This is a genomic window from Burkholderia cepacia complex sp. TUM26381 (genome assembly GCF_057439935.1).
In genome coordinates this window covers 628,149-652,611 of sequence record NZ_CM172008.1, presented here as the reverse complement: position 1 = coordinate 652,611, position 24,463 = coordinate 628,149, and the positions used below count along the sequence as shown (strand labels likewise).

The 24,463-nt window shown below is 65.6% G+C and carries 20 protein-coding genes; 14 read left to right on the top strand and 6 right to left on the bottom strand.

Annotated features, from left to right (window positions below; genetic code table 11):
- The first annotated feature begins 236 nt into the window (after positions 1 to 236).
- On the top strand, positions 237 to 1,247 hold the full coding sequence (locus ACWMMN_RS34845) for a LysR family transcriptional regulator (protein WP_486424123.1): 1,011 nt from the start codon (positions 237 to 239) through the stop codon (positions 1,245 to 1,247).
- Positions 1,248 to 1,272: 25 nt separating this feature from the next.
- Here the strand turns inward: ACWMMN_RS34845 and ACWMMN_RS34840 are convergent, their stop codons facing one another.
- Positions 1,273 to 2,052, bottom strand: a complete 780-nt coding sequence (locus tag ACWMMN_RS34840; RefSeq protein ID WP_059241631.1) for an enoyl-CoA hydratase/isomerase family protein — start codon at positions 2,050 to 2,052, stop codon at positions 1,273 to 1,275.
- Positions 2,053 to 2,328: 276 nt separating this feature from the next.
- The gene (locus ACWMMN_RS34835) at positions 2,329 to 3,984 is read right to left on the bottom strand and encodes a methyl-accepting chemotaxis protein (protein WP_226196019.1); all 1,656 of its coding nucleotides are present in this window, start codon (positions 3,982 to 3,984) and stop codon (positions 2,329 to 2,331) included.
- 520 nt (positions 3,985 to 4,504) lie between these two features.
- On the opposite strand from ACWMMN_RS34835, the gene ACWMMN_RS34830 reads away from it, so the two are divergent.
- The 3 genes from ACWMMN_RS34830 to ACWMMN_RS34820 are packed head-to-tail and all read left to right on the top strand — an operon-like array spanning position 4,505 to position 8,554.
- The gene (locus ACWMMN_RS34830; protein ID WP_486424122.1) at positions 4,505 to 5,398 is read left to right on the top strand and encodes an MBL fold metallo-hydrolase; all 894 of its coding nucleotides are present in this window, start codon (positions 4,505 to 4,507) and stop codon (positions 5,396 to 5,398) included.
- Positions 5,399 to 5,419: 21 nt separating this feature from the next.
- A complete protein-coding gene (locus ACWMMN_RS34825; RefSeq protein WP_059241627.1) occupies positions 5,420 to 6,916 on the top strand; it encodes an aldehyde dehydrogenase family protein in 1,497 nt (498 codons plus the stop codon).
- A 3-nt stretch (positions 6,917 to 6,919) separates the two neighbouring features.
- On the top strand, positions 6,920 to 8,554 hold the full coding sequence (locus ACWMMN_RS34820) for a GMC family oxidoreductase (RefSeq protein ID WP_340626002.1): 1,635 nt from the start codon (positions 6,920 to 6,922) through the stop codon (positions 8,552 to 8,554).
- Between the two features lie 137 nt (positions 8,555 to 8,691).
- Here the strand turns inward: ACWMMN_RS34820 and ACWMMN_RS34815 are convergent, their stop codons facing one another.
- Both ACWMMN_RS34815 and ACWMMN_RS34810 read right to left on the bottom strand, forming a co-directional pair.
- Positions 8,692 to 9,936, bottom strand: coding sequence for an aromatic ring-hydroxylating oxygenase subunit alpha (locus ACWMMN_RS34815; RefSeq protein WP_059241623.1), 1,245 nt, complete (start codon positions 9,934 to 9,936; stop codon positions 8,692 to 8,694).
- A gap of 56 nt (positions 9,937 to 9,992) precedes the next feature.
- Positions 9,993 to 10,355 carry a hypothetical protein gene (locus ACWMMN_RS34810; RefSeq protein WP_063805294.1) on the bottom strand — a complete coding sequence of 121 codons (363 nt, stop codon included), beginning with the start codon at positions 10,353 to 10,355 and terminating at the stop codon, positions 9,993 to 9,995.
- Between the two features lie 651 nt (positions 10,356 to 11,006).
- On the opposite strand from ACWMMN_RS34810, the gene ACWMMN_RS34805 reads away from it, so the two are divergent.
- The 3 genes from ACWMMN_RS34805 (at position 11,007) to ACWMMN_RS34795 (ending at position 15,102) form a co-directional block, all read left to right on the top strand.
- Positions 11,007 to 12,389: a spinster family MFS transporter gene (locus ACWMMN_RS34805; RefSeq protein WP_226196021.1), complete on the top strand. Its 1,383-nt coding sequence runs from the start codon at positions 11,007 to 11,009 to the stop codon at positions 12,387 to 12,389.
- A gap of 342 nt (positions 12,390 to 12,731) precedes the next feature.
- Complete coding sequence (locus ACWMMN_RS34800) at positions 12,732 to 14,102, top strand: MFS transporter (RefSeq protein WP_486424121.1); 1,371 nt, start codon at positions 12,732 to 12,734, stop codon at positions 14,100 to 14,102.
- Between the two features lie 685 nt (positions 14,103 to 14,787).
- The gene (locus ACWMMN_RS34795) at positions 14,788 to 15,102 is read left to right on the top strand and encodes a hypothetical protein (protein ID WP_059241615.1); all 315 of its coding nucleotides are present in this window, start codon (positions 14,788 to 14,790) and stop codon (positions 15,100 to 15,102) included.
- Between the two features lie 550 nt (positions 15,103 to 15,652).
- Here the strand turns inward: ACWMMN_RS34795 and ACWMMN_RS34790 are convergent.
- Both ACWMMN_RS34790 and ACWMMN_RS34785 read right to left on the bottom strand, forming a co-directional pair.
- Positions 15,653 to 16,180: a cupin domain-containing protein gene (locus ACWMMN_RS34790; RefSeq protein WP_174993905.1), complete on the bottom strand. Its 528-nt coding sequence runs from the start codon at positions 16,178 to 16,180 to the stop codon at positions 15,653 to 15,655.
- Between the two features lie 49 nt (positions 16,181 to 16,229).
- Positions 16,230 to 17,045 (bottom strand): helix-turn-helix transcriptional regulator, encoded by an 816-nt coding sequence (locus ACWMMN_RS34785; RefSeq protein ID WP_486424120.1) that lies wholly within the window; start codon positions 17,043 to 17,045, stop codon positions 16,230 to 16,232.
- Between the two features lie 297 nt (positions 17,046 to 17,342).
- Between ACWMMN_RS34785 and andR the strand changes: the two genes are divergently transcribed.
- The 7 genes from andR (at position 17,343) to ACWMMN_RS34750 (ending at position 24,044) form a co-directional block, all read left to right on the top strand.
- A complete protein-coding gene (andR, locus tag ACWMMN_RS34780) occupies positions 17,343 to 18,326 on the top strand; it encodes an anthranilate 1,2-dioxygenase regulatory protein AndR (protein ID WP_059241609.1) in 984 nt (327 codons plus the stop codon).
- Positions 18,327 to 18,428: 102 nt separating this feature from the next.
- Positions 18,429 to 19,388 (top strand): PDR/VanB family oxidoreductase, encoded by a 960-nt coding sequence (locus tag ACWMMN_RS34775; RefSeq protein ID WP_486424119.1) that lies wholly within the window; start codon positions 18,429 to 18,431, stop codon positions 19,386 to 19,388.
- 22 nt (positions 19,389 to 19,410) lie between these two features.
- Positions 19,411 to 20,748: an aromatic ring-hydroxylating dioxygenase subunit alpha gene (locus tag ACWMMN_RS34770; RefSeq protein WP_340626000.1), complete on the top strand. Its 1,338-nt coding sequence runs from the start codon at positions 19,411 to 19,413 to the stop codon at positions 20,746 to 20,748.
- Positions 20,748 to 21,284: an aromatic-ring-hydroxylating dioxygenase subunit beta gene (locus tag ACWMMN_RS34765; RefSeq protein ID WP_174993909.1), complete on the top strand. Its 537-nt coding sequence runs from the start codon at positions 20,748 to 20,750 to the stop codon at positions 21,282 to 21,284. Before ACWMMN_RS34770 ends, ACWMMN_RS34765 begins: the two co-directional genes overlap by 1 nt.
- Positions 21,281 to 21,919: a cysteine hydrolase family protein gene (locus ACWMMN_RS34760; RefSeq protein ID WP_174993910.1), complete on the top strand. Its 639-nt coding sequence runs from the start codon at positions 21,281 to 21,283 to the stop codon at positions 21,917 to 21,919. Before ACWMMN_RS34765 ends, ACWMMN_RS34760 begins: the two co-directional genes overlap by 4 nt.
- Positions 21,916 to 22,764 (top strand): SDR family oxidoreductase, encoded by an 849-nt coding sequence (locus tag ACWMMN_RS34755; RefSeq protein ID WP_486424118.1) that lies wholly within the window; start codon positions 21,916 to 21,918, stop codon positions 22,762 to 22,764. The genes ACWMMN_RS34760 and ACWMMN_RS34755 overlap by 4 nt, the downstream gene beginning before the upstream one ends.
- Positions 22,765 to 22,814: 50 nt before the next feature.
- Positions 22,815 to 24,044, top strand: a complete 1,230-nt coding sequence (locus ACWMMN_RS34750) for a dienelactone hydrolase family protein (protein WP_059241599.1) — start codon at positions 22,815 to 22,817, stop codon at positions 24,042 to 24,044.
- Positions 24,045 to 24,463 lie beyond the last annotated feature (419 nt).

Genomic DNA, 24,463 nt, shown 5'->3' with positions numbered 1-24,463 from the left:
TGCCCGTGTCGCACGCCAGCCGGCCCCCGCACATCCGCATGCCCGCGTCGCCCGTTGACGTGGCTTGAAGCAGCCCGCCGCCGCCTCCCGTTTCCCGCTCGTTTCCCGCCCGTTGCCTGGCGCATTGACGCGCGGCTCGCCGCTGCACGCCTTTGCGCGGCCGACACCGGCATTTCGCCGATTACCGGAAAATCAAATATCGACTATATTCGTCAGCCAGACTTGACAATCGAATCATGGACCCGTCCCAGCTCCCTTCCCTCGCGTGGTTCGTGCACATCGCGCACCATCTCAGCTTCACCAAGGCCGCCGCCGAAATGGGCGTGTCGCGCGCCGCGCTGTCGCAGAACCTGAAAGCGCTCGAACGGCAGCTCAACGTGAAGCTGCTGTACCGGACCACGCGCGACATGTCGCTGACCGAGGACGGGCAACGGCTCTACGACACGCTGCGGCCGGCATTCGGCTCGATCGAGCTGGCGATCCGCAACCTGCACGAAGTCCGGCACGAGCCGTCCGGGCTGCTGCGCATCAACACGTCGCGGGTCGCCGCACGAAACCTGGTCGAGCCGCACCTCGGCGAATTCATGGCGCGCTATCCATTGCTACGGGTTGAGCTCGTGATGGACGACGGGCTGTCGAACATCATCGCCGACGGCTACGACGCGGGCATCCGGCTCGGCGAGAGCCTCGCCGAGCACATGGTGGCCGTGCCGATCACGCCGATGCTCGAAATGGCCGTGGTCGGCTCACCGGACTATTTCGCGCGCCACGGCACGCCGGCCACGCCCGCCGACCTGATCGGGCACAACTGCCTGTGCTATCGGCACACGACGAGCGGCGCGATCTATCGCTGGGAGTTCACGTCGCCCGAGATCGAGGGGCATGCGTTCGAAGTGGAGCCGCACGGCAGCGTGGTCACGAACGACGACGACGGGATGATTCGGGCCGCACTGCAGGGGATCGGCCTGATCCAGCACCAGGACATCGCGCTGCGCGAACATCTCGACGCCGGCACACTGGTGCGCGTGCTCGATCGCTGGTGCAAGCCGTTTCCCGGCTATTACCTGTACACGCCGTCGCGCGAGCAGATGCCCGCCAAGGTGCGTGCGCTGATGGATTTCCTCGTCGAGAAGCGCGATCACCTGGCCGTCGATATGGCCAGGCGCGCGGCCAACCCTGCGCAGGCCGCCGCGCCGAAATCCCGCAAGCCGCGCGCCACAGGTACCCGGCGAGCCACGCGCGCATGAACGGCCGCGTGTCGCAGCGCGCCGCTCAGCCTGGGTCGCGCCGCGCGAAATCCTGCACGGATGCCACCAGCGACGGCGACTCGGTGCGATAGCGGTACTGCATCCACCGCTCCATCGACAGCCCGTCGTTCAGCGGCATTTCGAGCGCGCGGCGGGTCATGTGTTTCATCGCGGCCAGCGCATCGGCGTCGGTGTGCGCGATCTCGCGGGCGAGCTGCATCGTCGCCGCGTCAAGCGCATCGCCGCTCACCGCGAGCGACGCGAGCCCTATCCGCTCTGCGTCTCGGCCTGTCATGCGCCGCCCGGTGACGAGGTAGTACATCGCACGCGCGAGCCCGATCTTGCGCGGCAGCCGCTGCGAGCCGCCACCGCTCGGCAGCAGGTTGCGCTGCAGATGCGCGTCGCCCAGTTCCGCGTTTTCGTCGACGACCACGATGTCGGATGCCAGCGCCAGTTCGAACCCGCCCGCCACCGCAAAACCGTTGACCGACGCGATCACGATCTGCCGCGACGCTTCCATCAGCGCGAACGTGTCCTGCATCAGGTCCTGGTGCCGCATGTGCGCGGCGGGATCGGCGAGCACGCCGCTCGCGAGCCATTTCAGGTCGTTGCCCGCGCAGAATGCGCGGCCGCTGCCGCGAATCACGATTACGCGGATATCGCGGGCCGGATCGGCGGCCGTGCGCACCGCGTCGTTCAGTGCCGCGAGCGTCGCACCGTCCAGCGCATTCATCCGTTCGGCGCGATTCAACGTGATGACGCGGATACCGGGCGTCGAGTCGTCTGTCAGCAGTGCGTTCGTCATGTTGTCTCCTGGTCCGGACGAATCGATCCGGGCCGGCCGGCGCGCCACCGTTCTGCGGGAACGCGTTGTCGGCCGGAACCGCCGTTCATCCGTCGCACGTTTTCCGTGCCTGCATTAAAAGCCCGTTCCGCTGGAATTCGCCATGCGGGCCACGCGTTGTTCCGTTAGCTGGAAACGCGCGCGTTTCGCACGGCATTTCGGCGGTCTGTTCCGAAGTCCGTACACGACCGCCACCCGCGACGGGGATGCGACGCGATAGCGGCATTGCATCCCCCGCTACACCGCATACGACTCGCTCGCCGCAACCGGTCTCGACTCGATCGCGGGTGAGCCATACCGCCGCGCACCGGGCGCTTCGTGCACCGGCGGCGCATCGTCTTCGCGAACGATGAAACTCGAAATCATCGTGACGAGCTGCTTGCTCTGATCGTCCAGCGACTGCGCAGCGGCGGCCACTTCCTCGACATACGCGGCATTGTGCTGCGTTGCCCGGTCCATTTCCGACACGGCCTGATTGACCTGATCGATACCGTGGCCCTGTTCGACCGAGGCGGCCGCGATTTCTTCCATCAGGTCGGTCACGCGCGCGATCGCCTGCATGATCTCGGCCATCGACGTACCTGCCGCGTTCACGAGTTCCACGCCGCCCCTGACGCGCCCGACGGATTCGTGAATCAAGCCCCGTATTTCCTTCGACGCCGATGAAGAGCGCTGAGCGAGCGAACGCACCTCCGACGCGACGACCGCGAAGCCGCGCCCCTGCTCGCCGGCCCGCGCCGCTTCCACGGCAGCGTTGAGCGCCAGGATGTTGGTCTGGAACGCGATGCCTTCGATGATGCCGACGATCTCGGCGATCCGGCCGGAGCTGGCATCGATACTGCCCATCGCATCGACCACCTGCGCGACGACACCGTTGCAACGCTCGGCCACCCGCACGGCCTGCACCGCGACCTGGCTCGCCTGCCGGACGTTGTCGGTGTTCTGGCCGACTCTCGACGAGAGTTCGGCCATGCTCGCCGCGGTCTCCTGCAGCGAAGCGGCCTGCATCTCCGTACGCCGGGACAGATCCTGATCGCCGGCCGAGATCTGCGCGGCCGCCGATGCAATCGAATGGGCGCTCACCTTGATGCCGTTGATTGCGCCGGACAGATTCGCCTGCATGCGCTTCATCGAGTAAAGCAGGCTGGCGCGGTCGTTCGGCGCGGTCACGATGGCCGCCGTAAAATCGTTGGCCGCGATTCGCCCGGCAATCTCGACCGCATAGCCCGGCTCCCCGCCCATCGTCCGGGCGATCCCGCGATTGAGCGCCACGACGATGCCGCTCATCGCCAGCGCGATCAGCGCACACAGGCCGAGGCTTTGCAGCAGGCTCGCCTGAAACGCGCTGTCGATGTCATCGACGAACAGGCTGGTATTGATGATCCAGTCCCACGGACGATAGGTGTCGATGTATGCGACCCGCGCAGCGTCCGTCGTTACCCCTGACGTTTCCTTCGGATAGTCGAAGCGCTGGAATCCGCTGCCGGTTCTTGCCACCAGGTCAATCTGCTGCTGGACGATCGCGGCGGCCTTCGGGTTCAGTTCGCTCAACGACTTGTTCTGAATCGACGCGTCGAATGGGTACATCAACACCACGCCCTTCGAATTCACGATCGAGAAATAGCCGCTGCCTGCTTCACCGTAACGCATGCCGCGGATCACGTCCATCGCCTGCTTTTGCGCTTGCTCGGCGCTCATTTCTCCTGCAGTGGCTCGCTTCACATAGAACTCGACCGTGGCGAGCGCAATCTGGGTTGCATGCACGAGATCGGACTTGCGCTCGTCGAGGCGCATCTCGCGACTGCGGTACGCATCGGTGACGGACAGCAGGATCAGGCAGAGCAAGCTCAGGACCAGCGGCACCCCGAGCTTCTGCTTGAATGACAACTTCATGATCGTGGCATCTCCTCGTTGTTATCGATATGTTTTTGGCATCGGGCGCCGATCCATCCGGTCACCCGCATGGGGTTGCGTTACCCTCCCCCGCTTTCGCCCGCGTCTGCCACGCCGGCGCAGCGATCAACGAACGAGCGCAGCAGCAGCCTGAAATCAACGACAAGCAGCGAGACCCATGCTACTTATGGCAATAATTCCCCGTCAATTTTGCATTACTTAGTGTTCCGTACATTGGTGAGCGCAGTGCATTCATGTGCTCTGGCGGGAGGGCCATCGCCAGCAAATGCATTGCGCGCCGATCAGGTCGCGTTGCATGGACGAAGCGCGGATCACGCCTGCATTCTCCGATGTACGGAACAGCACTCGGCAAACGCGACGGTAACGACGTGCGCCGTGGTTGAATCGGATATCCACGTACGGGCCCTCATAAGACCTTTCTCGAAGGTGGAGGTCGGTCAATCCACCGGAGCGCCCTTCGACAACGCGCTCACTCCAACCCTCTCCAAGGAAAAACGCCATGCCGCTGCTGCATACCATTCGTTCCCGGATCGGCCATGCGGAAATCGTGCAGATCGTCGAGATGGACATCAGCGGAATTCTGGGCGTGCTGTTGCCCGAAGCCACGCCCGACGTGATGAGATCCATTCCGTGGATGAAACCGCCCTACGTGGATGACGAACACCGCATGCGCGCCGTCAGCCAGTGCTTCATCGTCACGACCGGCACGCGCGTGCTGGTGGTCGACACCTGCGTCGGCAACGACAAGCACGTCGCGGGCTTCGACGCGTTCGCCGATCTGCGGCTGGAATTCCTGGCGACGCTGGAGCAGGCCGGCATCGACCGCCACGCGGCCACCGACGTGCTGTGCACCCACCTGCATTTCGATCACGTCGGCTGGAACACGTACAAGCAGGACGGCCGGTGGCAGCCCACCTTTCCCAACGCGACCTACCACTTCGGCAAGACGGAATACGCGTTTGCGCAACAGGGCGACCCGAACGACGCGATGTACGCCGCGCAGGACATCTCGTTCCAGGAATCCATCCAGCCCGTCGTCGATGCGGGGCTCGCGAATTTCATCGACCGCGACACCGACCTGGGCGATGGCATCTCGGTGTTCTCCACGCCGGGGCACTCGATCGGCCACATCGCGATCGAGGTCGACGCGGGCACGGAAAAATTCATCATCGGCGGCGACGCGATGCATCATCCGGTGCAGGTCGCCAGGCCGGACATGGCGCTGGTGCTGGACTACGACAACGCGCAGTCGGCGGCCACTCGGCACACGCTGCTGTCACGCCTCGACGGCAGCGCCACGTTGTTTACCTGCACGCATTTCTGTTCCCCGTCGTTCGGGTTGATCAGCAAGGACCCGGACGGCGGCTACGTATTCACCGGGGTGACGAAGTAACCCCCTTACCTCTCTGAACCCATGCTCAGTCTCGTTTCCCGGCTCGATGCGCTGAATGTCAGCCCGGGCCGCCTTTTCATCGACGGCCAGTGGCTCGACTGGCCCGATGCGCGTTTCGACCAGATCAACCCCTGCACGAACGAGGTCATGACCAGCTTCGCCGAAGCCGGCACGCGCGGCGTCGCGCTCGCAGTGGCCGCGGCACGCAAGGCGTTCGACGAAGGCCCGTGGCCGCGCATGCGCGCGCAGGATCGCAAGCGCATGTTGCAGCCGATCGTCGAGCGACTGTACGCAGCCGAGGACGAAATCGCCCGGTTGCAGACCCTCGACAACGGCATTCCGTACACGTTCAGCCGCAACTCGCGCGTGTCGGCGAAAGCGGCCGCCGACATCTTCGACCATTTCCTCGGCTGGATCGACAAGATCAACGGCGACACGCTGCCGATCTTCTCGGGCGCGTCGAACATGCAGTACATGACCTTCCGCGACCCGGTCGGCGTCGTGGCGGCGATCCTGCCGTACAACGGCCCGGTGATGACGTTCGCAATGAAAGTGGCGCCCGCGCTGGCCTGCGGTTGTACCGTCGTCGTCAAGCCGTCCGAACTCACCAACCTCGCCGTGAGCCGGCTCGCGCAGATCCTGGCCGACAGCGATTTGCCGCCCGGCGTGTTCAACCTCGTGACCGGCGCGACCGAAACGGGCACGGCGCTCACATCGCACCCCGGCGTCGACAAGGTGACGTTCACCGGCAGCCCGCTCGTCGGCGAACGCATCACGGTGGCGAGCGCGCCGACCATGAAACGCCTGTCGCTGGAGCTGGGCGGCAAAAGCGCGGCGCTGGTCTTTCCCGACACGCGCAGCGTGCCGGCCACGGCGCAGGCGATCATGGGCCTCTGTTCGACCTTCCTGTCGGGACAGGTCTGCACCACGCCTTCCCGCGCGCTCGTGCATCGTTCGATCATGGACGAGTTCCTGCATCACGCGCAGGAACAGCTCGCGAAGGTGCGGTTCGGCGATCCGTTCGACGCCGCCACCACGTCCGCGCCGATGATCTCCCGGCGCCACCAGGCGCGCGTGCTCGAATACGTCGAAAGCGGCCGGCAGCAAGGCGCGACGCTGCTGGCCGGCGGCCGTGCTCCCGACGGCGCATCCGGCAACGGCAACTGGGTCGAACCGGCGCTTTTCGCGAACGTGCGCAACGACATGACGATTGCGCAGGAAGAAATCTTCGGCCCCGTGCTGTCGGTGATTCCGTTCGATACGGAAGAGGAAGCGGTGCGCATCGCCAACGACAGCGAATACGGTCTCGCCGGCTGCGTGTACACCACGGACGTCAGCCGCGCGTTTCGCGTCGCCCGCGCGGTGAAGAGCGGCTCGATCGGCGTCAACGGCTTCGCCAGCATTCCGAACGCGCCGTTCGGCGGCATCAAGCGCTCGGGCGTGGGGCGCGAAGGCGGCTGGTCGACGATCGAGGCGTTCACCGAGCTGAAGACCATCAATTTCAATCTGGATGCCTGAGTCATGACCGAAACCTTCGATTATGTGGTCGTCGGCGCGGGCAGCGGCGGCAGCGTGGTGGCCGCGCGGCTGGCCGAGGCCGGCCATACCGTGTGCGTGCTGGAAGCCGGCCCGCCCGATACCAACCCGTTCATCCACATTCCGGCGGGTTACATCAAGAACCTGTTCAACGACCGGCTGGTGTGGCGCTTTCGCAGCGGGCCGATCGCGGGCACCGACGGGCGCACCATCGAACTGACCCAGGGCAAGGTCGTGGGCGGATCGGGTTCGATCAACGGGATGGTCTACAACCGCGGGCAGCATGCCGATTTCGACGGCTGGGCCGCGCTCGGCAATGCGGGCTGGGGCTACGACGACGTGCTGCCGTTTTTCAAGAAGGCCGAGACGCGCATCGGGCCCGGCGACGATCGCTACCGCGGCCGCAACGGCCCGCTGATCGTGACCGACCCGATCATGCCGGCGCCGCTGTGCGACCTGTTCATCGAAGCTGTCGAGAGCCTCGGTTATCCGTATGTGGCCGACTCGAATGCCGAAGCGCAGGACGGCGTCGGCCCGTGGCATTTCATGATCGACACGCGCGGCCGCACGCCGCGGCGCTGGAGCGCCGCGAGGGCCTACCTGCATCCGGCCATCAGGACCGGACGCGTGGCGCTGCGCACCGATAGCCCCACGACGCGCGTGCTGCTGGAAGGCGGCCGCGCGGTGGGCGTGCGGTATCGGTCCGGCGGCACCGGTGCGCCCGAGCGCGAGGTGCGCGCCAACCGAGAGGTGATCGTCGCGGCGGGCGCGCTGAACACGCCGCGCCTGCTGCAGATCTCCGGCATCGGCGACAGCGCCCATCTGCGCGCCATCGGCGTGCAACCGCAGATCGACCTGCCCGGCGTGGGCGCGAACCTCGTCGATCACTTCAACCTGCGCGTGGCCGTCAAGGTGAAGGACGTCGCCACCATCAACGAGCGCGGGCGCGGGCTGCCGCTTGCCCGCGAGATCGCCCGGTATTTCCTCGGCCGGCCGAGCATCCTCAGCATGGGCCCGGTGCCGATGCGCTTCTTCTTCCGCTCCGAACCCTCGCTGACGCGGCCCGACCTGCAGGTTTCGTTCACGCCCGGCAGCTATCAGGAAGGGTTGCCCGGCCTCCTCGATCACTATCCGGGCATGACGCTGGGCGGCCACAAGCAGCGCCCCGACAGTCGCGGCTGGGTCCGCGCGCGTTCCGCGAACATCGACGAGTTGCCCGAAGTGCAACCGAACTACCTGGCCGACGAATCGGACCAGCGCGCGATGGTGGCCGTGGTGAAGATGGCGCGGGCCGTGTTGCAGGCACGGCCGTTCGCGCCGTACTACGTCGACGAGATGTTCCCCGGCAAGCACGTACGCACCGACGACGAGATTCTCGCGTTCGCGCGCCAGCGTGGCGGCACCGTCTATCACCACAACGGCACCGCGCGCATGGGGCCCGACAGCGACCCGATGGCGGTGGTCGATGCGCGGCTGCGCGTGCGCGGCTTGCAGGGCCTGCGCGTCGCCGATGCGTCCGTGATGCCGATGCCGATCTCGGGCGCGACCAACGCCGCCACCATCATGATCGGCGAGAAGGCGGCCGACATGCTGGTACAGGATGCGAAAGCGGCGTTCTGAGCACGCGTTTGCACATCGCGTCACGCCGGGCGGCCGTGGGCAGGCCCGGCAGTTGCACGTTGCTGCTTTCACGCGTCGTTACAAGCAGGCAGACCGATGCGTCGGCGATCAGCGGCAGCCGTTCGCCGACGCAGGCGCTACGCGATCGCGTCCTTCACGGTCGACGCCGACGACCACCGGACTACCTGCTCGAGCCCGTGCCGGCACAGGATCTCGCTCTCGTTGAAATGGATGAACGGTTTTGCGCCCGTCTCCATGCCGGCCTGCATCGACTCGATGTTGCCGAGATCCTCGAGCATGCCGTCGGAGATGTGCGACGTGAAATGCTCGAGTTGCAGGCGTTCCCGCACGCTCTTGGGTTTCTTGTTGTAGAAGCGCGCTTCCCAGATGGTCGTATTCGCCGACGTCGGCCAGAATTCATGCGTCCAGAACTGGTTCGCCGAGATCTGCAGATGCCAGTTCGGGAAGAACCAGTTCACGTCCTGCGACCAGTCCGGATGCCGCTCGGGGTTCACGCCGCGGTGCTCGGTAAGCGGATTGGCCTGCGCGACGTTGCGCGTGCCGGTCACCGTCTCGCCGGCCGAGAACAGCCAGCGCATCACTTTCGCGTGCTCCGGCACCGGGACGCTCTGGTTCAGCCACAGCGAGAACGAGCGATGGGCGCCGCGCAGGTTCGCGCCCAGCGGCCGCCCGAACGGATTTTCCTTGCCCGTGTAGATCGGCCCGAACGTCTTCGGGTGGATCGACGCGATGTGATACACCTCGCTGAAGTTTTCGGCCACTGCTTTCCAGTTCGCCTTGAACTCCCCGCGCAGCACGATCGCGTTGTCGGCGTCCGGATAGTCGATGCCGGACAGCGCGTCGGCCATCGGCCCGAGGAATTCCGTGAGACCGACCTCCGGCGCCGGCGCCAGGTTGATGAAGATCCAGCCGTCCCACACATCGACCGCGACGGGCGTCAGCCCGCATTTCTTTCGGTCGAGATGGAAGAAGCCGGCTTCGTCAGGCACGTTCGCCAGCTCGCCAGCGTTGTTGTAGCCCCAGCTGTGATAACGGCAGACAAAACGCTTTGCGTTGCCGCTCGGCCGGTGCTCGACGATATTCGCACGATGCGCGCAGACGTTGTGAAACGCGCGGACCTTGCCGTCCTCCGAACGTGCGACGATCACGGACGCCTTGGCGACCGCAAGATCCTTGACGAAGAAATCGCCCGGTTTCGGAATCCGCTCGACGCGGCCCACCATCAGCCAGGCGCGACGAAAGATCCGTTCGCGTTCGATTTCGTATTGCTCCGGATCCGTGTACAGCGTGGTCGGCATCGGTTTCGTCGACAGGCCGACGGATTCGGTCAAGCTCGGTTTGAGTTCACCAGGGTGGTTCATGCCAGCTCCTGAAAGGGATGGGGACGGCGGGGCCTGATCGGCCCGACGACGCGCGATCAGCCGTGCGGCTGAAAGCCGGTCGTGATCGTCAATGCGTGAACGGGCGGCGCATGCCGGATGCCCGAGGCCTCGTGCATTTCGACGGCGATCGCCGCATGGCACATCGCGAGCAGCAGGCGAAACAGGTTCTGCGCGGGCACCGGCATGTCGTCGAGCGGAAACTGCTCGAGATGGACGGTCGCCTCCTCCGCCCGCCCGGACATCGCTTCGTAGAACGTCACGATCTCCGCGTACGGCATGGCCGCGCGATGGATCCAGCGCGCGTGCGACGTCGGCGCGTTCCATCGGTCGAGAAACGGTTCGAGCGCCTCGAAGCCTTCCGGCAAGCGCTGCGAATCGCGTGATACATCGTCAGTCATCGTGCTCCTCCAGTTCCGGAACGCAATGCCTGCGCCCGGGATGGGCCGCAGCGCATTGCGTCGTGTCACAGCGTGATACGTGACCTCGCGGCATCGGCACCGGGCCGTTCGTGCGGCCTCATCTCCGGTGTCGACCGGCAACGCGGGCAAATGCGTGCTCCACCGTCGACGCTTCGCATTCCGTACTTGGAAACAAGGAGCGGATTGCAAGCGGATACGGCCTCTTCGGCATCGCCCGTTTACCTAACGAACGATAGATTTATTCGATGCTGGCGATCACTCCATCCGGTCTAACCCGGACGCGGATGCCGGTTCCGGCAGGAACGCGGCGCGCTTGCGGATCGGAGTCGAGCGCGCCGAACGCTGCGAACGGCATGCCGGGGCGCATCGCACGAAAGTCGTCACACGTTTCACGGCCCGCGGCGGCCATGCTTAGTGGATAACACTCATGGCACATCACTTTGCGTCACGCCAAACTACCTAACGATAGTTTGGTAATCGAATGCGTACCGGCGGAGTCGTCGATGCGTCGAACGACCACCCAGGCTGACCGGATGCCCATGACTGGCCTGACGCGCAAGCGGCATGCCGCGTCGACATCCCCTTTTACACGCATCAAACGATCGTATCGGAGACAAGATGAGGAATGCCATGAATGAAGTGCCGCCCGTCGGCGGCCTGGAAGACGCGCTATCGGGACGATCCTCGACGAGGGTCGTTCACGACAGCCTCCGGTCGTGGTACATCCTGGGCATCATCACGTTCGCGTATTCGCTCGCGTACATCGACCGCCAGCTTCTCAACCTGCTCGTCGACCCGATCCGGCATTCGCTCGCCATTTCCGACACGCAGCTCAGTCTCGTTCAGGGCATCGCGTTCATTTCCGCGTACCTGATCGCGTCGCCGCTCTTCGGCCGCCTCGTCGACGTCACCAATCGACGCAACATCCTGCTGGTCGGCATCTGCCTGTGGTGCATCTTCACGGCCCTGTGCGGCAAGGCCACGACGTTCCAGGGGTTGTTCCTCGCGCGTTTCGGCGTCGGGGCCAGCGAAGCCTGCGTGTTCCCGATCGCGCTGTCGATGATCGCCGACTGCTTCTCGGCGAAGCAGATGCCGCGCGCGATGAGCGTGTTCATTCTCGGCCCGATGCTGGGTGGCGGGCTCTCGCTCGTCGCCGGCGGCCTTGTCATCTCGTTCGCCCGCGACGTTCATCAGCAGTTTCCGATGCTCGCCGGGTTCGAGACCTGGCAGCTTGCATTCGTGCTGATCGGGCTGCCGGGCATGCTGTTTGCGTTGCTGGTCTGGCTGACAGTGCGCGAGCCCATGCGCAGCAGGGTCGTCAGCGGCAGTGCGGACGACCGCCAGTTCTCGACCCGCGAATCCGCTGCATTTCTGTGGGCGCGGCGTGGGTTCTACGCACGCATTTTGCTCGGCGTCGGCATGCTCGCCATCGTCGTGCTCGGCATGCCCGCGTGGATGCCGACCTACCTGATCCGTTCGCACGGCATGCCCGCTGCGCTCGTCGGATTTCGTTTCGGCGCGCTGGTGGTCTGCTGCGGGATTGCGGGCGCACTGGCGGGCCCCTGGATCGTGCGCCGCTTCGAACGGCGCGGCTACGAGGACGCGCCGTTGCGCACGGCCGCGTTCGCGATGATCCCGATGCTGCTGTGCTGCGCGAGCATCCCGTTTGCGCCCGGTGCGACGGGCACGCTGGTCGCAGCCGGCGGCACCGTGTTTTTCTTCACGTTGCCGACCGGGTGCATGGCCGCCGCACTGCAACTCGTCGCGCCCAGCCGCATGCGCGGCACCGTCGGCGCGCTCTACTCGTTCTTCGCGCAGTTGATCGGCTTCGGGCTCGGACCGACGCTGATCGCCCTCTTCACCGATCGCGTGTTCGGCAATCCGAAGATGGTCGGCGATTCGATCGGGATCGTCTGTACGATCGCGTCCGCGCTCGCGGTGTGGTTGCTGTTCGGCGCACTGCCTCACTATCGTCGGTTGCTTGCGGAGGAGCGTGGCGTTCAGGTGGGCTGACTTGTGGGATTTGGACAGGATCGGTAAGCGCCGCGGCCGACGTCGTGCGCTGCCGACCCGAGACGTTTTTTGCAGCCATTCGGCAAGTGACTTCTCTTTTATTCGACGCGAGACTCACTGCCTGATTGGTCGCAACATTCCGCCTCACGTCACATCCGCGTGCATTCAGTTCGTCCATCACGCCAACCTCATTGCCGTCTCGGCGAATGACAATTCAACATCATATGATGATATATAAGGATGCCTGATTGAAAGACCTGGGAGCCGTAGATCGCGCTTGCCGGAACCTGTCGCCGGGCGTATGGTTTATTTCTCTATCGCCCTTTCCCGGGAGATATCAAAATGGCTGCCATGCAATCCGCGGCCACGCCCCTCTCCGACGAGGAATCCCGGCGCCAGTTGCGCCGCGCCGTCATCGCCAGCACGATTGGCACCACGATCGAATGGTATGACTTCTTCCTCTACAGCACGGTCACCGGCCTGGTCTTCGCAAAGCTGTATTTCCCGCAATCCCACCCCCTCGTCGGCACGCTGCAGGCGTTCCTGATCTATGCCGTCGGTTTTGTCGCACGGCCTGTCGGCGCGGCGATCTTCGGCCATTACGGGGACCGCATCGGACGCAAGGCCACACTGATCGTGACCCTGTTGCTGATGGGGTTCGCCACGTTCGCCGTGGCCTTCGTTCCGACCTACGCCGCGATCGGCATCTGGGGCGCGGTTATCCTCACGGTACTGCGTTTCATCCAGGGCGTCGGTGTCGGTGGCGAATGGGGCGGCTCGGTCCTGATGTCGATGGAGTGGGCGCGCACCAATGCGCATCGCGGCTTCGTCGCGTCGTGGCCGCAGTTCGGCGTGCCAGCGGGATTGTTCCTCGCCAACCTGGCCGTGCTGGCCATGAGCTGGATTTCCGGCAGTGCGTTCGTCGCGTGGGGCTGGCGCGTACCGTTTTTCCTCAGCATCGTACTGGTTGCGATCGGGCTGTATATCCGTCTGAACATTCTCGAGACGCCGATCTTCGCGAAGCTGCTGGCCGAGCGCCGGATCGAGAAGACGCCGATGCTTGAAGTCCTGCGCAAGCAGCCGAAGGATATCGTGCTGTCGGCGTTCGCGCGGATGGCCGAACAGGCGCCGTTCTATATCTACACGGCGTTCGTGTTCACTTACGGGATCACGGCGCTGGGCGTCACGCGCGAACTGCTGCTGGCGGCGGTGCTGGTCGCATCCGTGGTCGAGTTCTTCACCATTCCGCTGTTCGGGAACGTGTCGGACCTGATCGGGCGGCGGCGGATGTACATGATCGGTGCGGTTGCCGTCGGCGTGTTCGGATTCGTCTACTTCGCGATGGTCGATAGCCGGAATCCGGTATGGATCTTCGCGGCCATCGTATTGTCGCTGGTTCCGCATTCGATGATGTACGGACCGCAGGCTGCATTGATTGCCGAGTCGTTCACCGGGCGGTTGCGGTATAGCGGCGCGTCGATGGGTTATCAGCTCGCTTCGGTCATTGCAGGTGGTCCGGCACCGCTCATCGCCACGGCGCTGTTCGCCTACTACCACTCGGGGTATGCGATCGCGGTGTACGTGCTGGTGTGTGCGGTGCTGAGCGTGGTCGCCGCGTCGAAGCTCGGGGACTATACGAACAAGGATATTTCGCGGGAATACGACGACGCTCGGGGGTTCGGGGATCACGGGCACGCACCGCCGGTGACTTGACGAACCGGCCGGCTCAGGCCGGCGCTGACGACCGATCCCCCGGCGTGCCGGAGCGCGCAACGGGACGACGCGCGAACCCGGGGGATGGGATGGTCGTGCCGACGCGCGCGGTGAGCCATCGCATCGGTGAAGCTCGGGAGCCCGGCGAGGTCGGACGCTTCCCCGGCGGATTGTGCTTCGCGTGTAGACGCGATCATGGATGGCGCGCCTGTACCGTCAAGATCGGCGGCGGATCGCTCATCTGCGTCGTTCCTGCGATCTGCCGGAGCCGCCATTGCCACGCTGTCCTACCCGTCGTACGGGGCCAGGGGGGGCGATCGCGTGCGGCGTGATCTCCGTACGCGCGCCGAAGCGCACAAGCATGTTGCCGTCGCCTTCGCCGGAGAACATGCCGACACTGCGCAAGCGGCCCCTTACCCGAATCGCTCGTCTCGTTCGCGATCCTGTTTCATGTCCCGCCGGTTCCGCGACGATCGACTTGCCAGACTGAGGTGCGATCCCGCAACCTTCGAGAACGGATCCAGACAAATGGTCCAGCGTCATGCCATCGCTGTCGAATGTCACGCGTCGAAGCAACGCGCGGCCGGCCTGTGTCGCCGCGACCGCGGCCATCGCACGTCACGGCCGATTTTCGGTGAATCCTCGCGCAGCGTTAGAATATTGCCCCTTCTCACAGGAGACGAAAATGTCCTGGTTCATTTACGAAGTGCCCGAATACCACGAAGACGCTGCGCGCATCGAGCCCTTCAGCGACCTGCGTAGCCGCGTGCTGAAAACCGGTGACCTGGCCATGGCCGACGAACTGGAAAGCGTTCGCGAAAACGCCGCGGCGACGGCGGACACGCCCGAGCGCCCCTTGCGTACTCCGGAAAATCCGCATGTCTTTCCGATCCCTTACGCCGACTCCATGATCCTGGTCGGGTTCATCTTCGATCTGAAACGCGAATTCCGGCAACTGGTCGTGTCACCCGTGGAAATGCCCTGGCTGAAAGAAGCATAAAAGCCGGCCGGAACGAAAGCCGGCGGGAGCGTCGCTCCTGCTCTGGAGCCGGGTCCGACTATCCAGCGCACGCTTTCGGATACACAAACCTCGAGTGGGAGCCGCGCGTCGGACTGAATCGAACTGCACAGTTATTCAATCGGGGGGAACTGCCGTGGATCTCGAGCGGGTACCGAGACGCGTTCGGCATCTTTCCCTGCACGTTGCATCCAGGCCACCACGGGGACGTGCCGCCCTCAACCATCAAGTCGAAGGCAAACGCTTCAACCCTCTTCCGCACCGGCGCCGGGAGCGATCGAGTAACGGCCTCGCGCAGCGCGCCATTGTTCCGCTATCGGAGCAGCGTTTTTTGAGCGCCGATCCGGCAATCGGAGTCGATCGCCTGCTTCGCTTGTTCGATGCCGCGTTTACGGCCGCGCCGTAGACAAAATTATCGCGAGTCTATCGAGCCGATCCGAGCGGTCTTGCATGTCGCGGTGCTCCGCAAACCCGCTCGATACCCGTCGCCGCCAGACCCAGCGACGGGTCGTCCCGCACGATCGCAACCCGCTCAGGCCCCCGACGTCAGCGCCACGCGATGCTCGGTCTTGTTCAGATGGGCGACGGCGCCGTTCCGTTTTGCGAGTGCGTACATTTCGTCGATGCCGACCGTCACGAGCACGCTGCCGTCCTGATCCAGAATCTGAAGCGGCCCGTGAAAGATGGCGAGCATCAGCGCACCGTCGTCGGAGCCCGGTGCGTGCGTGACACCGCCCGCCTCGAGCATGAAATCGTCGGCGAACACCTGGCCGTTGTCGTAGAAGAACGAACCCGAGAGCATGAAGATCTCGACGGCTCCCATGTGCTTGTGCGGGGCAAATCGCGAGCCGGGATCGAAGGTGTTCAGCACGACCATGTAGCCGCGGTTTTCGTCGAAATTGAGGATCTTGTACTGAATGCCTTCGAGGCCGGGCTTGTCGAGCCGCGTCCACGGAATCAGCTTCGAGCGCGTGATGAATCCGCCGTCGTTCAGGCGGCAATGCGTGGCATGCTGCGGATCGGCTGCGCCGACGGCCGCGTTCGTCATGGGGTGAGTCATGGTGGTTGTGCTCCCGGATGAAGCGACCGGCTGGCCGCGAACGCACAATCTAGCGACGTGCGCACGCCGTCTCAATCCCGCCTGATGCGGGGGTTGACCGCAACGCCAGCATCGCGCTCAGCGCGGTCCGGTTGGGGGCGCCGAAGCGCACGCACAACGCGCGGACATGCTCCTTCACTGTGTGTTCTGAAATGCCGAGCGTGCGTGCGATCGCCTTGTTCGGTGCGCCGTCGCGCACGAGGCGGCCGACGGCGGCAGCGCGCGGCGGCAGCGGATCGCACGGATCGCACGGTTCGGTGAGGCACGGCGAGCACGCGCCTGCGTACAGTGCGCCCGGTTGGCTCACGGCAACCGATACCGCCCGGCATACCCAAGCGAACCGTGCGATGTCGCGCACATTGAACGGCTCGCCACCGGCCTTGCGTGCGAGGTTCAGCGTTCCGACGATCCTGCCGCCCGCTTCGAGCGGCCCCTGGAGATTGGGGCCGAAGCCCCAGCGCTGCAGGTGCCGCCATGCTGGCGAATGCCCCCATACGGTCGCCGGCAGCGCACCCCCTGTCATCGCGCGACGCGAGCGCAACACGACGTGCAGCACCGGATCGCGCTCGCGTATGGCGGCTTCGTATTCGTCGAGAAAATCGATCGGCGCGCCGGCGGTTTCGCAGGCAATCGGGCGCGCATCCGGGGCGAGCAAATAGAAGCCGCTCGCACATGCGTCGAGCCCGGTCGTGAGGCAGGCCAGACAGCGGCCGCTGATCTGTTCGAGCGTGCCGCCGCGCGCAAGCTCGAGCAACGCGGAGACATCGCGCGCGTCGAGGCCGTCGTGCGCGGGCGATGGCGCGAGGGCGCAGGATGAGGCGATCATCGATTTCCTGGCGAACGTGAGGATTGCCGCCGGCATCGTCCAGCGCGCTTGCCGTGGCTTCGATCGCCTGCGCGCTCGGCGACGCCGACGAGTATGGCGTCGGCCGACGATCGCGAGCTAGCCGGTAAACGCAATCGCATACGGTCGCCTGTCCGGTTCGCGCAAATATCCGGAAGCCGGTCTTGCGCGTTTTATTGACGGTGTCGCAAACGTGTACAGTGGGCGTACCCCGGAACACGACCGCGATCGACCGATTTTTCCCTCCGGGTTTCCCCGCATACGCAAAGAAGATACGCCATGCCAAATGCTTCCTTGCCGATCGAGCCGACCCTGCTCCGTCGATACCGCTATTTCGAATCGGCCGATATCGACGACACGCGCGAGCGGATCGCCGCGGTGCTGCAACAGCATCGGCTCACGCCGGGCAGCGCGCGCGGCGGCTATTCGGCATACATGGACTACGTGCGGATCGACAGTGTCGGGTTCGGCACGATCGGTTACGACGTCGCGATGGGCGTCGATGCCGGCGAAATCGAAGATTACTATCTCGCCATCCTCAGCCTGGGCGGCTATGCGGACGTCAGCGTCGGTGGCCGGCGCGTGATCGTCGGGCCGGCCCAGGGTGTCATCGTCGGTCCGGCCACCCGTTTCGGCGGTACGTTCTCCCGCGACTGCGAGCAGTTCTTCGTGCGCGTCGACAAGCACGCGATCCTGGCGCATACGGGATACGACCATCTGCAGATCGAGCCGGTGCTCGATCTCTCCCGCCCCGACCTCCTGCCGTGGCTTGCCCAGTTGCGCGTCATGGCCTCGTCGCCGGAAACCGTCGCGCTCGCGCAGCGCGACCGCCGCATCGCGCTCGAATTCGAACGGCTCGTGATCTCGCTCCTGCTCGCCGGTCAACCCCATCACTGCCAGACGAGGCCCGGCGGAACGGCACTCGTGCCGCGCACGGTCAAGCGGGCGGAAGCCTATATCGCCGAACACGCGTGCGAGCCGATCACGCTGGCCGATATCGCGCTGGCCGCTGGCGTGCCCGTGCGTACGCTGCTCGACGGCTTTCAGCGCTTTTCACGCGGCAGCCCGATGCAGCTGGTGCGCGAACGGCGTCTCGAACGTGCGCGCGACCAGTTGCTGCAGGCACGCGAGACCGGCCGCGTGGCCGACGTGGCGCTCTGTTGCGGCTTCGCGAATCTGGGCCGCTTCGCCGCCCTGTATCGCGAAACGTTCGGCGAATCGCCGTCGGATACGTTGCGCCGCGCCCGCCAGTCCGCCGGCTGAGCCGGAATTCTGCGCGCGCCGGACAGGCGCTGCGCTCGACGGATATTCGCGGCCATTTCGCCCGCATACAGTGGGCTCCTCTGAATTCAACGGAGCCGCTGGATGTCCCCGCTCAGAATCCGCGTCGAGCGTATCGACGCCCTGACGCCCGCAATCCGCCGATTGCATCTCGTCGCCGCAGACGGCGGCCCGCTGCCCGGGTTCGCAGCCGGCGCGCATATCGGCGTGCACGTGCCGCTCTCCCCACGCACCCAACGGCGCGCGTATTCCCTCGTAAACGCCGGCGGCAGCGCCGGGCCGGTCGACCGTTACGAAATCGCGGTGTTGCGCGAACCCGCGGGAAGCGGCGGTTCGCAGTGGATGCACGCATGCACGCCCGGCGACGCATTCGACATCGATCCGCCCAGAAACGATTTCCCGCTCGTTGCGGACGCGCACCGGCACCTGCTGGTGGCGGGCGGCATCGGCATCACGCCGATTCTCGCGATGGCCCGCGAACTGACGCAAGCCGGGCGCCCGTTCGCCCTGCACTACGCCGCGCGCGACGCCGTCTCGATGGCCTATCGCGACGAGGTTGCCGCGCTACCCGATGCGACATCCTGGCTCGACAACGGCGAACCGTCGCGCGGCATGCCGCTGGCCGACACGATCGGCGCGCCTGAAAGCGGCAAGCACCTGTACGTGTGCGGCCCCGCCGGACTCATCGAAGCGACACTCGCGGTCGCCCGGCGTCTCGGCTGGCGCGACGACATGCTGCATTGCGAGCGCTTTGCGGCGCCGGTCGCGACGGGCGGAGACGCGCCGGTCGAAGTCCGCCTCGCGGTGTCGGGGCGCACGCTGAACGTGCCGCCCGGCACCTCGATTCTCGACGCCATGATCGAAGCCGGCCTCGATCCGCTCTACGACTGTCGGCGCGGCGATTGCGGCGTGTGCGCGGTCCGCCTGCTCGACGGCGATCCCGATCACCGCGACATCTGCCTCAGCGACGACGATCGCGCGCGCGGCGGGTTCTGTCCGTGCGTGTCGCGCGCGAACGGCGCGCACCTGGTCCTGGATCTTTGACCCTCTCCTTCGAGGAAACCCCATGAGCCTTACCAACGAGACCCTGGCGGGTCTGGTGCGCCCCGACAGCGTGCACAAGCGCCTCTATACCGACCCGGCGATCTTCGCGCTGGAAATGGAGCGGATCTACGGCCGTGCGTGGATCTACGTCGGCCACGAAAGCCAGGTCAAGGCGGCCGGCGACTATCACACGACGCGTCTCGGCGACCAGGAAGTCGTGATGGTGCGCGCGTCTGACGGCGCGATACACGTGATCTACAACCGGTGCCCGCACAAGGGCGCGAAAGTCGTACCCGACGGCGACGGTTCGGTCGGGAAGTTCTTCCGGTGTCCCTACCATGCGTGGACCTTCAGGCATGACGGCACACACCTGTCGGCGCCGCTGCGCAATGGCCTGCAGAACACCTGCTTCGACCCGCAGCATCCGGATTTCTCGATGCGCCGCGTCGCGCGCGTGGACAGCTATCGCGGCTTCGTGTTCGCCAGCCAGAGCGACGAGGGCCCGGATCTGCGGACGTTCCTGAATGGTGTCGTCTCGTCGATCGACAACCTGTGCGATCGCTCGCCGGTTGGCGAGGTCGAGGTCACGGGCGGGGTATTCCGTGTGTTGCAGCGTTCGAACTGGAAAGTGTTCTACGAGAACCTGCACGACACGATGCATGCGCCGGTCACGCACGAATCGTCGGTGGTGTCGGCCCGCTCGCGGGCCGCGGAGCTGGGGGCGATGCCGTTCGAACTGCTCATCATGGACGGCAATGGCGAACCGTACGAATTCTGGGAAAAACTGGAGCTGCGCGCGTACACGTACGGCCACGGTTACATGGAAGGGATCTTCGATCCGGCGGCCGCCGAACGCGATCCGGTGTCGAGCGCGCATTTCGCGGTGCTCGCGCAGGCCTACGGCGACGAGCGCGCGCGCCGGATTCTCGGCATGAACCGCCACAACACCGTCATCTACGCCAGCGGTTCCCCGCACACGGTATTTCAGCAGTTTCGCGTGATCCGCCCGATTGCGGTGGACCAGACGCTCGTCGAAATCCAGCTGTTTCGCCTGAAAGGCGCGCCCGACGAGGTGTTCGAGCGTGCGTTGACCTACGCGAACGTGATCAATTCCCCGTCGTCGAACGTGATGCCCGACGACGTCGAAGTCTACGCGCGCTGCCAGGAAGGCAACCGGACGCGCGGCGGCGAATGGGTGAGCATGCATCGCTACGCGGGCACGGACCGCGCGACGGACGACGGCTTCGTATCGATCAACGGCACCAGCGAACTGCCGATGCGCAACCAGTTCGCCGCGTGGAAGCGTTTCATGGTCGACGAGACCGGCCAACCCGCGCGCATGCGCGAAGGAGATGCCTGATGCTGCACGATCCGGCTTTCGACCTGTCGACCGTCGCGGTCGACGCCCCTGCTCTCGCTTTCGACGCCGCCCTGCAGGCGCAGGCGGCACAGTTCCTGTACCGCGAGGCGCGGCTGCTCGATACGCGCGCGTTCGACGGGTGGCTCGACCTGTGGGCGCCGGACGGCATGTACTGGCTGCCGCACGAGCCGGGCCAGGCCAACCCGCGCGATCATATCTCGCTGTTCTGGGAGGACGCGACGCTGCGCGAAGTGCGCGCGGCCCGCGTGACGAACCGGCGCAACTGGTCGCAGCAGCCGTCGACGCGCACGGCGCGGATGGTCGGCAACGTGATCGTCGACGGCCGCGACGCAGCCGGCCGGCTGGTCGTCCACTCGACGCAGATCGTCAACGAATGGCGGATCGGCCAGCGCACGCTCGCGGGGCTCGTCACGCACAAGCTCGATACGCGTGGCCCGGCGTGGAAGATCTACCTGAAGCGAGTCGATCTCATCAACTCGACCGATGCACTCGCAAACCTGGAGGTATTCGTATGAACGCCGCCACGCTTTCGACTCCGTTTGCGCGCACGGCCGTGATTGCGCTGCATTACCAGAACGACGTGATCGATCCGCGTGGCAAGATCCGCGTCGGTTTCGACACGGACCAGCCCGGTCGCGCGGCGGTGCTCGACGCGGCAGGCGCGCTGCTGGCCGGTGCGCGGGCGCACGGTTTGCCGATCGTGCATGTCCGTATCGCATTCCGCGAAGATTACGCGGACCTGCCGCGCAATGCCCCCGTCTTCGTGCGCACCGCCGAACTCGGCGCGCTGCGCGACGGCAGCTGGGGCGCGCAGTTTTACCCGGCGCTCGAACCCGATCCGGCGCGCGCGCTCGACCATGTCGTGCATCACCAGTGCACGAGCGGTTTCATCGGGACGCCGCTGGAACGGCTCCTCGCGGCTCACGACGTGCGTCACCTGATCGTCGCAGGCGTCGCGACGCATTCGACCGTGGAGATGACGGCCCGCCATGCCGCCGATCTCGGTTATCGCGTGACCGTCGCGGCCGACGCCTGCGCCTGTGCGGATCGCCGCCAGCATGACGCCTCGCTCGAGTCGATGCGGTTGATTGCGGCCATTTCCAGCGTGGCCGAGCTGTTCGGCCCTGCGTCGAAAACGGAGGGTGCATGAACGTGTCGCGTTCTCCCGAACCGGCCCGGCAGGCGTGCCCGGGACGCTCGAGCGTGCGCCTTGAGGGCAAGGTCGCGATCGTCACCGGTGCGACGCAGGGGCTCGGCGCCGACATCGCGCGCAACCTCGCGAATGAAGGCGCATGCGTGCTGATCGCGGGGCTCGACGTCGACGCGGGCCATGCGCTGGCCGCTTCGATCGGCGCCCCGGCCCACTTCGTACCGACCGACGTCACCGACGACGCGCAGCTCGATCGCGCGATCGCGGCGGGTATCGCCGCCTTCGGCGGCCTCGACATCGTCGTGAACAATGCGTGCAGCTACGACGATGCCGGTCTCGCCTCGACGCGCGAACAGTGGGCGCGCCTGCTCGACGTCAATCTCGTGTCGGCGGCGATTCTCGCGCAGAAGGCTGCGCCGCACCTGCGGCGACGCGGCGTGATCGTCAACCTCGGCAGCGTCGGCGGCAAGTTCGGCGCGGCGGGACGCGCGCTGTATCCGGCGTCGAAGGCCGCGTTGCTGCAACTGACGCGCAACCTCGCCGTGGATCTCGCGTCGCGCGACCTGCGGGCGGTGAGCGTGTCGCCGGCCTGGACGTGGTCGCCGTCGCTGGAACGGCTCGCGGGTGGCTCGGTCGATGTCGCGGATCGTGTTGGCCGGCCGTTGCATGCGCTCGGCCGAGTCGGCCGCGGCGACGAGATCGGACGCGTCGTCGCGTTTCTCTGTTCGGACGATGCGTCGTGGATCACCGGTGTCGACGTACCCGTCGACGGCGGCTTTTCAATCCTCGGGCCGGACCAGGGCCGCTCGCCGCGCGAGTGGTTCGAGCGGCAGGCATCGCGGTAGCGAACCGTGCGGCCCGCATATTTCCCCCCTACTCTATCGGGAGTGCATCCATGACGAAGCAAATCAGAATCGAACGGGGCGACGTTGCGTTCGACGCCTATCTCGCGCTGCCGGAAGCCGGCAGCGGCCCTGTCGTCGTGTTGTTGCAGGAGATTTTCGGCGTGAACGCCGAGATGCGCGAAGTGGCGGATCTCTATGCGGCCGAGGGCTATGTCGTCATCGCGCCGGACCTGTTCCACCCGTTCGGCCCGAACATCGAACTCGGTTACGGCGAAGCCGACCATGCAAAAGCCTTCGACTATTACGGGCGTCTCGATGTGGCCGGCGCCATCGAAGATATCCGTGCGACCGTCGCCCGTGCGCGCACGCTGCCCGAATCGAACGGCAAGGTCGGCGTGCTCGGCTTCTGTCTCGGCGGCAAGCTCGCCTGGCTCGCTGCGGCGCAGTGCGGCGTCGACTGCGCGGTCGGCTACTACGGCGTCGGCATCGAACAGTCGCTCGATCTGGCCGAGCGCGTCACGTGCCCGCTCGCGTTGCATTTCGGCGTAGACGATCCGCTCAATCCGCCCGGGACCGTGGCGGCGATACGCGCGGCGCTGGGCGGCAAGCCGAACGTGAAGCTTTACGAATATGAAGGCGCCGGTCATGCGTTCAGCCGCAGCGGCCCGACCTTCGTCAAAGCGGCCGCGATGTCCGCGCATACGCGCAGTCTTGCGGTGTTTCGCAAGGTGCTCGGTCCCGACTACGACCTGGGCGCGCTCGCCGATCATCACTTCCATCTGGAGTTCGCCGCGCGCGATCCCGACGAGACGATGCGGACGATGGTGCCCGAGCCGTACGTGAATCACGTGCCGACCATGACGGGCGGCACCGGGTACACGGAACTCAGGCGCTTCTACACGCATCACTTCATCCACAACAATCCGGCCGACATGGCGATGGCGCCGATCTCGCGCGTGGTTGGCGTCGATCGCATGGTCGATGAATTCATCCTGACGTTTACGCACGACCGGGAGATCGACTGGCTGCTGCCCGGCGTCGCGCCGACCGGCAAGCGCGTGGAGATCCCGATGGTCGCCATCGTCGAATTTCGCGGGCCCAAGCTCTACAACGAACACATCTATTGGGATCAGGCGAGCGTGCTCGTGCAGCTCGGGATGCTCGATCCGCAAGGCTTGCCGGTTTCCGGCGTCGACGTCGCGCGCAAGCTGCGCGACGAAACGCGGCCGTCGAACACGCTGATGGCGCGCTGGCGCGAGAGCGAACCGGTGCGAGCATGACGCGCGCAGCACCGGAGGCGGCGAGTCCGCAATAGGCGCCGCCGGGGCCACGGCGGTGTGCACGGCCGTCGACCGTGCACACCGGTTGCGCTGATTCGGTCGCCTGCTCGGGTGTCGACACGGCGGTCGGCGCCATGCGTGTTCGGTTCTGACGCGTTTTCGAATCGGTCAGTCTGGAAATGCAATCGATCTGCCGCACAAGAATCGGGCGGGTGGCGTTTTAACGCGACCACGCCGTCATGTTCCGCGTCACAAAGCCAGGCATGAATGGCAATCGCGTGACGCCGTTTGGCCGCGCGATGTACGCGCTGAACATCGACACGTTCGACCGGCCAGTCGCGACGGGCGTGCACAAAGCGGTCGCAACGTGGGTCGATATCTCGCGATTCGCGGTATCGGAATATCGATTTGCCAAGAGC